This window comes from Janthinobacterium lyxosi (assembly GCF_051380665.1).
GTDB lineage: Bacteria > Pseudomonadota > Gammaproteobacteria > Burkholderiales > Burkholderiaceae_D > Janthinobacterium.
Map to the genome: position 1 here is coordinate 176729 of NZ_JBNYXM010000007.1, position 11948 is coordinate 188676.

The window sequence follows — 11948 nt, forward strand, 5'->3', positions numbered from 1 at the left end:
CGGGACATGACCATGACTATTGCACACACACTGGGCGCCCTGAGCGTGATGGCCGGCGCCTTGCTGGCAGCGCAAGCGGCGCAGGCGCAGGACAACACCTTCATCAACCCGGACTGGGCCAACAGCGCCTGGTACCTCGGTGCGGGCGTGGGCCAGTCGCGCGCCACCATCGACGAGCCGCGCCTGCGCGCCAGCCTGGCCGCCAACGGTGAAAGCGTCACCGGTTTTAGCAAGGACCAGCGCGACACCGGCTATAAACTGTTTGCCGGCCGGCAACTGAACCAGTATTTCGCCGTGGAAGGCGGTTACTTTGACCTGGGCAAGTTCGATTTCAAGTCGACCACCAGCGGCAATGGCGTACTCAACGGACAAGCAGCCTTTCGCGGCGTGAATCTGGACTTGCTGGGCCAGCTGCCGCTGTCGCAGCGCCTGTCCTTGCTGGGCCGGGTCGGCATGCATTACACCAAGACGAACACGGAGTTCAGCGGCAACCGCCTGCTGGGCTCGACCAACACGCATGCCAGCGAGCGCAAGCTCAACGCCAAGCTGGGCCTGGGCCTGGAATACAAGTTCAGCGAAGCGCTGGCCTTGCGCGGCGAAGTGGAACGTTATCGCCTGAACGACGCCGTCGGCAACCGCGGCGATGCGGACCTGTATTCCGTCAGCCTGGTCTACAAATTGGGTCGCCCGGCCAGCGCCACGCCCGCCTACCAGCCGGCACCCGACGTCGCCCCTGTCGTCGCCATGCCGGCGCCCGTCATCGTGGCCGCACCGGCACCTGTCCCCGTGGCGGAAAAAGTGTCGTTTGCTTCGGAAGCATTGTTTGATTTCGATCAATCGACGCTCAAGCCACAAGGCAAGGCGGCACTGGACCAGCTACTCGGTCAATTGACCGGCATGGACCTGGAAGTCATCGTCACGGTCGGTCATACGGATGCCGTCGGTTCCGACGCCTACAACCAGAAGCTGTCGCAGCGCCGCGCCGAAGCCGTCAAGGCTTACCTGGTGGCGCAAGGCGTGGAAACGAGCCGCGTCTACACGGAGGGCAAGGGAGAAACGCAGCCCGTGGCCGACAACACGAGTGCCGCCGGCCGCGCCAAGAACCGCCGCGTGACGGTGGAAGTGGTGGGCACGAGAAAAGTGCTGCGTTAAATCAAACTGGCACGTAAAAAAACCGGCTTGCACCGGTTTTTTTTCGTCCACAGATTATTGCGCTGGCGCCGGCTTGCGGTGATGCTTGCTCAAATGCCTGTCGAGGCTGTTGGCGAACTGCTGCCGGTCGGACTGGCTGAAGGCAGCCGGGCCGCCTGTATCCACGCCGCCGCTGCGCAATTCTTCCATGAAGGCGCGCATCGTCAGTTGCTGGGCGATATTATCTTTCGTGTAAAACTCGCCGCGCGGATTCAAGGCATAGCCGCCTTTGGTCAGCACGTCGGCGGCCAGCGGAATGTCGCCCGTGATGACCAGGTCGCCAGGATTGAGCAGGCGCACGATTTCCTGGTCGGCCACGTCGGCGCCGGACGGCACTTGCACGGTGCGGATGAAACGCGACGGCGGCACGCGCAAGCCCTGGTTGGCCACCAGGGTGAGCGGTAACTCCAGGCGGTCGGCCACGCGGTACAGAATTTCCTTGATGACCACGGGGCAGGCATCGGCGTCGATCCAGATCTGCATGCCTTCGATAGCCTGTTGGCTGCCGTCCGCCATCACAGTTCCCACGCTTCGCCGCCGGGGCCCATGCGCGGCGCGCTGACGCCAAAGTGCAAATAGGCGGCCGGCGTGGCGACACGGCCACGGGGCGTGCGCTGCAAAAAGCCTTGCTGGATCAGATACGGTTCCAGCACGTCTTCGATGGTATCGGCCGCTTCGCCGATGGCGGCGGCCAGGTTGCCGATGCCGACGGGGCCGCCGCCGAACTTGAACAGCACCGCCTCCAGCAGCTTGCGGTCCATCACGTCGAAGCCGGCGGAATCGACGTCCAGCATGGCCAGCGCGCGGTCGGCCACCACCTTGGTGATCTCGCCATTGCTTTTGACTTCAGCGAAATCGCGCACGCGGCGCAGCAAGCGGTTGGCGATGCGCGGCGTGCCGCGGGCGCGCTGGGCGATCTCGTGCGCGCCTTCCGGGTCGATCGGGGCTTTCAGCAAGGCGGCGCTGCGCGTGACGATCTTCGTCAGCTCGCCCGTGTTGTAGAACTCCAGGCGGGCGACGATACCGAAACGGTCGCGCAGCGGGTTGGTCAGCATGCCGGCGCGCGTGGTGGCGCCGACCAGGGTAAACGGTTGCAAATCGAGCTTCACGGAACGGGCGGCCGGGCCTTCACCGATCATGATATCGATTTGATAATCTTCAAGCGCCGGATATAAAATTTCCTCGACAACGGGCGACAGCCGGTGGATTTCATCGATGAACAGGACATCGTTCGCTTCCAGGTTCGTCAGGATCGCGGCCAGGTCGCCCGGGCGTTCCAGCACGGGGCCGGAGGTCTGGCGCAAATTCACGCCCATTTCGCGCGCAATGATGTGCGCCAGGGTGGTCTTGCCCAGGCCTGGAGGGCCGAACAGCAAAGTGTGGTCGAGCGCTTCCTTGCGCTGGCGCGCGGCCGTGATGAAGATTTCCAGCTGGTCGCGGATCTTTTCCTGTCCCACATATTCATCGAGCTGCTTGGGACGCAAGGCCCGCTCGATGGCCTCTTCGTTGTGCGAGATGGGCGCCGCGTCGATGATGCGCTGTTCCGTGAAACTGTCGGTCTGGATGCTCATGCGTTATCAGCCTTTCGACAGCGCTTTCAGCGCCAGTTTGATGCCGTCGGAGACACTGCTGCCGGCCGGCACGTTCTTCACGGCGGCCAGCGCTTCCTTGTCCGAATAGCCGAGCGCCACCAGAGCGTTCAAAATGTCCGATTTCGCATCCGGTGCCGCATGCGCGCCGCCGGCGCCGATATCGGCCCCCAGCTTGCCCTTCAATTCCAGCAATAGCCGTTCCGCCGTCTTCTTGCCGATGCCGGGCACTTTGACCAGGCGGCCGGAATCCTGCAGGGTGATCGCCTGCCCCAGATCGGCAATCGTCATGCCGGACAGGATCGACAGGGCCATGCGCGCGCCCACGCCCGTGATCTTGATCAACTGGCGGAACACGGCCCGCTCGGCCGCATTGCCAAAGCCAAACAGCAGGTGCGCATCTTCGCGGATGGCCTGGTGCGTGAACAACACGACTTTTTCGCCCACATGGGGCAAGTTGTAAAACGTGCTCATCGGCACGTCGACTTCATAGCCGACGCCCTGGCAATCGACCAGCAATTGTGGCGGATTCTTTTCAAGCAAAATACCGGAGAGACGGCCTATCATCGCGTGTTCCTAATGTTGTGTATCGTTGTTTCTATTAATATATGAGGGCCATGCAGCTATCCTACTAAACGGCCGCGCTTCATGCGCAAGCCCTGCAACTGGGGCGCCAGCGCGCCGAGCATGGCCAGCGCATCGATGCTGTTGGCATGGCAAATGGCCACGCCCAGGGCATCGGCCGCATCCGTGCCGGGCAAGCCGGGCAAGGATAGCAGCCGCGACACCATATCCTGCACCTGCTCCTTGGCCGCCTTGCCGTGGCCCGTGACGGCCTGCTTCACCTGCAGGGCCGTGTATTCGGCCACCGACAGGTCGGCATGCACGAGCGCGCAAATGGCCGCGCCGCGCGCCTGGCCCAGCAGCAGAGTCGATTGGGGGTTGACGTTGACAAACACTTTTTCAATGGCCGCGCAATCGGGCTGGTAGGTGCCGACGATTTCGCTCACTCCCTGCAGGATGATCTTCAGGCGCGGCGGCAATTCCCCTTCGGAATCCGTCTTGACGGTCCCCGACGCGATATAGCGCAGCTTGTTGCCGTGTTTTTCAATGACCCCAAAGCCGGTGGTGCGCAGGCCAGGATCGATGCCAAGAATAATCATCGCCAGATTCTATAATGAATACGGCAGGCACCGGTGAATAACCGGTGCCTGCCGTTCGGGGTCTGACCCTTCGGGTCATACCCCAGCCCTTGTTTGGGGTTTAATCAATGACGGAAGTGACGCGTACCCGTGTAGAGCATCACGACGCCGCGCTCGTCCGCGGCATCGATCACTTCCTGGTCGCGCATGGAGCCGCCCGGGTGGATCACGCAAGTCGCGCCCGCATCGACGACGACGTCGAGGCCGTCGCGGAAGGGGAAGAAGGCATCCGACGCCACCACGGAGCCCGTCAGCGACAGGCCCGCGTTTTGCGCCTTGATGGAAGCGATGCGGGCCGAGTCGATACGGCTCATCTGGCCAGCGCCCACGCCCAGGGTCATGTTATTGCCGCAGAAGACGATGGCGTTCGACTTGACGAATTTCGCCACTTTCCAGGCGAACATCAGGTCGGACAATTGTTGCGGCGTAGGCTGCAGCTTGCTGACCACGCGCAAGTCGCCGATGCCGACGTTTTTCGCGTCCGGCGATTGCACCAGCAAGCCGCCACCCACGCGCTTGAAGTCCATGGCGTTGACGCCGCTGCCCAGCGGGATTTCCAGCATGCGCACGTTTTGCTTGCTCGACAAAATCTGTTTCGCTTCCGTCGAGAACGATGGGGCGATCAGCACTTCGACGAACAGCTTGGCGATTTCGCCGGCGGTGGCACCGTCGAGTTCCGTGTTGAAGGCGATGATGCCGCCAAACGCGGAAGTCGGGTCCGTCTGCAGGGCACGCGCATACGCTTCGGCCGCATTCTTGCCCAGGGCGACGCCGCATGGGTTCGCGTGCTTGACGATCACGCAGGCAGCGCTTTGCTCGAAGCCGCCCAGGCTCTTCACGCATTCCCAGGCCGCATCGGCATCGGCGATGTTGTTGTACGACAATTCCTTGCCTTGCAGCTGGCGGTAGTTGGCCAGCGCGCCATCGGTGACGGCCAGGTCGCGGTAGAAGGCGGCGCTCTGGTGCGGGTTTTCACCGTAACGCATGTCTTGCACTTTCTCAAATGCAACGTTCAGGATTTGCGGATAGGCGCCGCGCTCGGCGTGCACCTTCGTCGGGCCCAGGCTGGTCAGGTAGTTGGTGATGGCGCCATCGTATTGCGCCGTGTGCGCAAAGACTTTTTTCGCCAGCATGAACTTGGTGTCGTAGCTGACCGTGCCGGCCGAGCCGTCGGCCGAGCGCAGCTCCGCCAGCACGGCGTCGTAGTCGGTCGGATCGCAGATGACAACCACGTCCTTGTGGTTCTTGGCCGCCGAACGCAGCATGGTCGGGCCGCCGATATCGATGTTTTCGATCGCGTCTTCCAGCGTGCAATCGGCCTTGGCGACCGTGCCCTGGAACGGATACAGGTTGACCACCACCATGTCGATGGTCGGCATGTCGTGCTCGACCAGTTTCGACATGTGCTCAGGGAAATCGCGGCGCGCCAGGATACCGCCATGCACTTTCGGGTGCAGGGTCTTCACACGGCCATCGAGCATCTCCGGGAAACCCGTGTAATCGGCAACTTCCGTGACGGGAACACCGTTGTCTGCCAGCAATTTGGCGGTGCCGCCGGTGGACAGGAGGTTGACGCCGAGGGCAGACAGGGCGCGGGCGAATTCGAGAACGCCGGTCTTGTCGGAAACGGAGAGGAGAGCTTGTTTGATCATGGCTGTGGCTAGGTGGTTAAGTGTTCTTGGCGAATGGCGCAGGCCCGGTGCCGGGCTGCGGCGGATTCAAATCTTGGCGTCACTTGCATGCCGGCATTACAGCAAACCGTGCTCCTGCAATTTCTTGCGCAGGGTATTGCGGTTGATGCCCAGCATCTGCGCGGCGTGCGACTGGTTGCCATCGGCGCGTGTCATCACGACTTCCAGGATGGGCTTTTCCACGGTCAGCACGACCATGTCATAGATATTCGATGCTTGCTGTTCGCCCAGGTCATTGAAGTAATCTTCTAGACTTTTCTGTACGACTTCCTGAATGCTTTCTTTGCTCATTTTTTGTATGCTTCAACCGGCTGAACACCTGGTAATCCGCTGCCGCGCCGCTCATGCGGTCCGCCTGCTGCCGTCTTGCCTCGGTGTTGTAATTAATATTGCATGACGCTCTGTATAGGCGCTCGCCCTTGTACTGCTGGTAACTGATTTACCCTACTTATTGCTATCTGCTCATGCTACCGTGGCCGTTTCTAGCAGGCCACTTTCACTGGATTCGGAGAGGCGGTATTGTAACCGTTCGCCAAATTTCCATTGCGACTCAAAAAATTGATCCACGGCCAGCAATTGCGCATCCGTCGACTCCAGCAAGTTCATTTGCTGGCGGAACGCTTCGCCGCCTTCCAGATCTTTCACATACCAGCCGATGTGCTTGCGCGCCGTGCGCACGCCGAGGAATTCACCGTAAAACGCGTAATGGGCGCGCAAATGCTCATCCATCAAGGTGCGCACTTCATCCACGTAGGGTGCCGGCAATAAAGTGCCGGTGCGCAGGAAATGGTCGATCTCGCGGCAAATCCACGGCCGGCCCTGCGCCGCGCGGCCGATCATGACGGCATCGGCGCCCGTTTGATCGAGCACAAAGCGGGCCTTTTCCGGGCTGCTGATGTCGCCATTGGCCACCACGGGGATGCCCACCGAGGCTTTCACGGCGGCAATCGTTTCATATTCGGCATCGCCCTTGTAGCCATCGGCGCGCGTGCGGCCGTGCAAGGTCAGCATCTGGATGCCGGCTTGCTCGGCGATGCGGGCGATGGTCAGGGCATTCTTGTTTTCGCGGTTCCAGCCCGTGCGAAATTTCAGGGTAACGGGCACATCGACGGCGTTGACGACGGCATGCAATATTTTTTCGACCAGGCTTTCGTTTTGCAACAAGGCCGAACCGCACCAGCTGTTGCACACCTTCTTCACGGGGCAACCCATGTTGATGTCGATGATCTGCGCGCCCCGGTCCACGTTGAACTTGGCGCAATCGGCCAGGTCTTGCGGATCGGCACCAGCGATTTGCACGGCCTTCGGCTCCATTTCGCCTTCGTGGTCCGTGCGACGCGCGCTTTTTTCCGTCGCCCACAGGCGCGGATTCGACGCCGCCATCTCCGACACGGCATAGCCTGCCCCCAGCTGCTTGCACAACTGGCGGAAAGGCCGATCCGTCACGCCCGCCATGGGAGCGACGAAAACGTTGTTGCGCAGAATGTGAGGGCCGATTTGCACTGAAGAACCTGGAATGGACGGAGGAACCTGCTATTTTAACCGATTCCCTGCCTATTTAATAAGCACTATTTTTTTGTTTCAGTGCGCCAGAGTGGGCGCCACGCTTGTGCAGCACAGCAAAACGGACCGCCGGCGGGGTGCGGCCCGGCGACTCACTCAACGCTTAGCTCAGCTCGTCCATTGTGGGCACGTTCAGGTGTTCGATGTCTCCCCAGTGCTCTAAATGCAGCTTGCCGTCCGCATACAAAAAGCGGTTGACGCTGGCATTTTGGACCTGGAAGTCGCGCGGACTGTCGAGCGCCATGCCGAGCGCCTCGCGGTAGGCACACTCGAGCACGCCGCCGTGGGCCACGATGGCAATCGTCTGGCCGCCATACAGTTCGGCCCAGCGGGCGATGGCGCCGTTCGCGCGCGCATAGAACTGGCGAAAGCTCTCGGCCTGGCGTTCGCCCGATGGCATCACGGCGTCGATCTGGCGCGATTGCCATTGCGCATACTCGTGCGGATAGCGCGCGGCGATGTCCGCATACAGCAAGCCTTCGAAGGCGCCGTAGCAGCGCTCGCGCAGCAAGGGGTCCGTCTGCACCGGCAAGTCTTTCACGCCGGCCACGGCTAGCGCCGTCTGCTGCGCGCGCTGTAAATCGCTGGCAATGATGGCGGCCAGCGGTGCATCCGCCAGCGCCTGCCCCAACGCTGCCGCTTGCGCCAGGCCCGCTTCGTTCAGGGCGATGTCGATATGGCCCTGCAGGCGGCGGCCCGCATTCCAGGCCGTTTCGCCATGGCGTATCAGTAAGATCGTGGTGCTCATGCTTTATTTCTTCAGGGTAAGTGCCAGCTCGGGGTTGAGCGAATAGGCAACGACGAGCTGGGCTTCGTCGAGGATGTGACCGTAAATGGCGGCATGCGCTTGCTGCCCTGTAAAACGCTCGGGCAAGGCCAGGCGCGGCACGTCGAGCGCATACAGGCGGAAAATGTAATGGTGGATGCGCTCGTCATTCCACGGCGGGCACGGACCATCATAGCCGTAATAATCGCCGGACATATCAGGATCGCCGGCAAACCAGTCCGTGTAGTCGTTGATGCCCTGGCGCAATTGCAGCCTAGTAGCAGTGCCGGCAGCCTTGCCGCGCGGCGTGATGCCGCTGGAAAATTCACCGGCGGCAATCGAGCGCATGGCTGGCGACAAGTCGAGCAAGCTCCAGTGATAAAAGTCGCCGCGCGGCGCCGTCAGCGGCAGGGTCTGGTCATCGCGGTTGGCCAGGCTGGCGTCTTGCGGCGCATCAGGGTCAATGCAGAACAGGGCCAGCGACTCGGTGCCGTTCGGCACCTCGTCCCAGGCCAGATGGGGATTGCGGTTGCCGGCAAGGCGCACGCGGCTGGCCGGGTCGATCTCGGCAAACGCATATTCGGCCGGCATCAGGCCGCCATCACGAAACGTCTCGCTCCACAATTTCATCGCTTGCTCCCCTTGTATTTATTGTTTGACGCTTATTTGGCGTTCACTTGCAGCCAGAACGTGACGGGTCCATCGTTCGTCAGCGACACTTGCATGTCGGCGCCGAACTGCCCCGTTTGCACGGTCGCATGGCGGCCGCGCGCCTGCTCCACGAAATGCGTGAACAGGCGCAAGCCGTCCTGCGGCGCGGCCGCCGGCGTGAACGACGGGCGCGTGCCGGACTTGGTGTCGGCCGCCAGAGTGAACTGCGGTACCAGCAGCAAGCCGCCGGCCACGTCTGTCACGCTGCGGTTCATCTTGCCCGCCTCGTCGGCAAACACGCGGTAGCCGAGCAGCTTGGTCAGCAGGGCGTCCGCTTCCTTCTCCGTATCGCCCCGCTCGGCGCACACGAGCACCATCAGGCCGGCGTCGATGGCGCCGACGGTGGCGCCGGCGACATCCACCTTTGCCTGCGTGACTCTCTGCAGCAGCGCAATCATGCCGTCAAGGTGACGCGCGCGAAACTGCGCTTGCCAACTTGCAACACAAACTGGCCCGCCGCCACTTGCAGGCCCTTGTCGCTGATCACGGTGCCGTCGATGCGCACGCCGCCCTGGTCGATCTTGCGCATGGCTTCCGACGCGGACGGGCACAGGCCAGCCTGTTTCAGCAATTGCGGGATGCCCAGCGGGGCGCCAGCCAGGCTGACTTCCGCGATATCGTCGGGAATGCCGCCCTTCGAGCGGTTGACGAAGTCGGCCAGCGCATCTTCCGCTGCCTGCTGCGAGTGGAAGCGGGCGACGATCTCTTGCGCCAGCGCAACCTTGGCATCGCGCGGATTGCGCCCGCCCTCCACTTCGCTCTTCAGCTGCGCCAGTTCGGCGATCGAGCGCCACGACAGCAGCTCGTAGTAGCGCCACATCATGACGTCGGAAATGCTCATCAGCTTGGCAAACATGGTGTTGCCCGGTTCCGTGATGCCGATGTAGTTATTCTTCGACTTGGACATTTTTTCCACGCCGTCCAAACCTTCCAGCAGCGGCATGGTCAAAATACACTGCTGCTCCTGTCCGTACTGCTTTTGCAGTTCGCGGCCCACCAGCAGGTTGAACTTCTGGTCCGTGCCGCCCAGTTCCAGGTCCGATTTCAGGGCCACCGAGTCGTAGCCCTGCATCAGCGGGTACAGGAATTCATGTACGGAAATAGGAATGCCGCCCTGGAAGCGCTTGGTGAAGTCGTCGCGCTCGATCATGCGCGCCACCGTGTAGTGGGAAGCGAGCTGGATGATGCCACGCGCACCCAGCGGATCGCACCACTCGGAGTTATAGCGGATTTCAGTCTTGCTGGCATCCAGCACTAAAGATGCTTGCGCGAAATACGTCATCGCGTTAATCTCGATCTGTTCCCTGGTCAAAGGCGGGCGCGTGACGTTGCGGCCCGAAGGGTCGCCGATCATCGAAGTGAAGTCGCCGATGAGGAAAATGACTTGATGGCCCAGGTTTTGCAACTGGCGCATCTTGTTCAGCACGACAGTGTGGCCCAGATGCAAGTCGGGTGCAGTCGGGTCCAGGCCCAGTTTGATGCGCAGTGGAACACCGGTTTTCTCGGAACGTGCTAATTTTTGCGCAAATTCGCTTTCGATCAAGAGTTCGTCGACGCCACGCTTGGTAATCGCGAGGGCTTCTTGTACTCTGTCCGACAGTGGAAGTGCGGTCTGAGCGGCGTTAGCCTTTACAGGCGATGCGGTGGTGTTGATTTCCATAAAATTTGACTGTAGATCTCAAAATGGTAGTAGGTTTGCGGAGTTTGCTATAATGCTCGATCCCATCAATCTTGCCGTATGAAAACGAACCAAAATAACAATAACAAAGAGCACTAGTTCAGGTCACGTTCAAGGGCAAATTTTAACTGATTGCATGAACCCTATACATAAAATCACAGGCTCACGCTTGTACACACAGCTGACGACGACACGCAAGGCACGCATTATCGGCGTGTCGGCAGTGCTGCTCGCCGTTACCGCCTTTGGCGCTGTCGCTGTGTCTCCCATGGCGCCCGACGCATCCGACTTGCCGGTCACGTCCATCGCCCAGAACCTGGAAATGCCTGATCTCGCCTCGCAAATTTCCGCGATGGAACAGGTAGACCAGAATTTCACCCACGAAGAAAAAGTCCGCGCTGGCGATACCCTCGCCACCCTGCTGACCCGTCTCGGCGTGGATGATACGGCGGCCGCCAATTTCATCAAGACCGACAAGATTGCGCGCGGCGTGATGTTGCTCAAATCGGGCAAGCGCGTGCAAGCGCAAACGTCCGAAAACGGCGACCTCAACTGGATGCGCGCCACCCTCGTCGATGGCAGCGACAAATCGGTCAAGAACATCCTGATCACCCGCAAGGGCGACAAGTTCGTGGCCACGGAAGTTGCAGCCCAGCTGGAACGCCGCGTTGAAATGCACGCGCGCAAGATTACTTCCACCCTGTTCGCCGCCACCGACTCCAGCCTGGACGGCACCCGCCTGCCAGACTCGATTTCCGCGCAAATCGTGGAAATGTTCTCGACCAATATCGACTTCCGCTCCGACCTGAAACGCGGCGACGCGTTCAATGTCGTCTACGAAACATTCTGGCAAGATGGCGAATTCGTCCGAGCGGGCCGCATCCTGGCCGGTGAATTCACCAACCGCGGCACGACTTACCAGTCCGTTTGGTTCGAAGACCCAGCCAGCAAACAAGGCGGCGGTTACTACAGTTTTGACGGCAAGTCCCTCAAAAAAGCCTTCCTGAAATCCCCCCTCGAATTCTCCCGCATCTCGTCCGGCTTCTCCATGCGCGTGCACCCGATTTCCGGCAACTGGAAAGCACACAAGGGCATCGATTTCGCTGCTGCAACCGGTACGCCTATCCGCGCCTCGGGCGACGGCGTGGTCGATACCGTCGGCAGTCAAAACGGCTACGGCAATGTTGTTGTCCTGAAACACTGGGCCAACTACACCACCGCCTACGCCCACATGAGCCGCTTCGCTTCTGGCTTGAAAAAAGGTCAAAAAGTAAGCCAGGGTGATGTGATCGGCTATGTCGGCACCACCGGCTGGTCCACGGGCGCCCATTTGCACTATGAATTCCGCGTCGGCGGCGTGGCACAAGACCCAAGCAAACTGAACGTCCAAGCCCAGGCGCCGCTGACGGCCGCCGAGCTGAGCCGCTTCCGCATGGTGTCCAATGACATGATGCACCGCTTCACCCTGCTGCGTCCGAACGACACGGCTCTGGCGTCGCGTTAAACGACACTGCGACACTGCGACATTGCCCCCGGGCAACATATAAAGGCACCGCC

13 protein-coding genes are annotated in these 11948 nt (G+C 61.0%); 2 read left to right on the forward strand and 11 right to left on the reverse strand.

Features of this window, described 5'->3' with window-relative positions; all coding sequences use genetic code 11:
- Nucleotides 1-12 precede the first annotated feature (12 nt).
- Nucleotides 13-1152 carry an OmpA family protein gene (locus tag ACQ4WP_RS09450; protein WP_436519949.1) on the forward strand — a complete coding sequence of 380 codons (1140 nt, stop codon included), beginning with the start codon at nt 13-15 and terminating at the stop codon, nt 1150-1152.
- A gap of 54 nt (nt 1153-1206) precedes the next feature.
- Here ACQ4WP_RS09450 and ACQ4WP_RS09455 read toward each other — a convergent pair whose 3' ends face one another.
- From ACQ4WP_RS09455 to tyrS, 11 genes are all read right to left on the reverse strand, one after another.
- Nucleotides 1207-1674 (reverse strand): YaiI/YqxD family protein, encoded by a 468-nt coding sequence (locus ACQ4WP_RS09455; RefSeq protein WP_102123182.1) that lies wholly within the window; start codon nt 1672-1674, stop codon nt 1207-1209.
- A gap of 32 nt (nt 1675-1706) precedes the next feature.
- Nucleotides 1707-2762 (reverse strand): Holliday junction branch migration DNA helicase RuvB, encoded by a 1056-nt coding sequence (gene ruvB / locus ACQ4WP_RS09460; protein WP_034749202.1) that lies wholly within the window; start codon nt 2760-2762, stop codon nt 1707-1709.
- Between the two features lie 6 nt (nt 2763-2768).
- Entirely contained in the window at nt 2769-3347 is a 579-nt protein-coding gene (gene ruvA / locus ACQ4WP_RS09465) for a Holliday junction branch migration protein RuvA (RefSeq protein WP_436519951.1), read from the reverse strand.
- Between the two features lie 56 nt (nt 3348-3403).
- A complete protein-coding gene (gene ruvC, locus ACQ4WP_RS09470; RefSeq protein WP_436519953.1) occupies nt 3404-3943 on the reverse strand; it encodes a crossover junction endodeoxyribonuclease RuvC in 540 nt (179 codons plus the stop codon).
- 104 nt (nt 3944-4047) lie between these two features.
- Entirely contained in the window at nt 4048-5634 is a 1587-nt protein-coding gene (gene purH, locus ACQ4WP_RS09475; RefSeq protein ID WP_436519955.1) for a bifunctional phosphoribosylaminoimidazolecarboxamide formyltransferase/IMP cyclohydrolase, read from the reverse strand.
- A gap of 96 nt (nt 5635-5730) precedes the next feature.
- Nucleotides 5731-5964, reverse strand: coding sequence for a helix-turn-helix domain-containing protein (locus ACQ4WP_RS09480; RefSeq protein WP_008445162.1), 234 nt, complete (start codon nt 5962-5964; stop codon nt 5731-5733).
- 171 nt (nt 5965-6135) lie between these two features.
- Complete coding sequence (dusB, locus tag ACQ4WP_RS09485) at nt 6136-7176, reverse strand: tRNA dihydrouridine synthase DusB (RefSeq protein ID WP_436519957.1); 1041 nt, start codon at nt 7174-7176, stop codon at nt 6136-6138.
- 163 nt (nt 7177-7339) lie between these two features.
- Nucleotides 7340-7984, reverse strand: coding sequence for a histidine phosphatase family protein (locus ACQ4WP_RS09490; RefSeq protein WP_436519959.1), 645 nt, complete (start codon nt 7982-7984; stop codon nt 7340-7342).
- 3 nt (nt 7985-7987) lie between these two features.
- Complete coding sequence (locus ACQ4WP_RS09495; RefSeq protein WP_436519961.1) at nt 7988-8632, reverse strand: YbhB/YbcL family Raf kinase inhibitor-like protein; 645 nt, start codon at nt 8630-8632, stop codon at nt 7988-7990.
- Nucleotides 8633-8664: 32 nt separating this feature from the next.
- On the reverse strand, nt 8665-9111 hold the full coding sequence (gene dtd / locus ACQ4WP_RS09500; RefSeq protein WP_436519963.1) for a D-aminoacyl-tRNA deacylase: 447 nt from the start codon (nt 9109-9111) through the stop codon (nt 8665-8667).
- The gene (tyrS, locus tag ACQ4WP_RS09505) at nt 9108-10373 is read right to left on the reverse strand and encodes a tyrosine--tRNA ligase (protein WP_436519965.1); all 1266 of its coding nucleotides are present in this window, start codon (nt 10371-10373) and stop codon (nt 9108-9110) included. The genes dtd and tyrS overlap by 4 nt, the downstream gene beginning before the upstream one ends.
- Nucleotides 10374-10527: 154 nt before the next feature.
- Here tyrS and ACQ4WP_RS09510 point away from each other — a divergent pair, with 154 nt between their 5' ends.
- Entirely contained in the window at nt 10528-11895 is a 1368-nt protein-coding gene (locus ACQ4WP_RS09510) for a M23 family metallopeptidase (protein ID WP_436519967.1), read from the forward strand.
- The last annotated feature ends 53 nt before the right edge of the window (nt 11896-11948 follow it).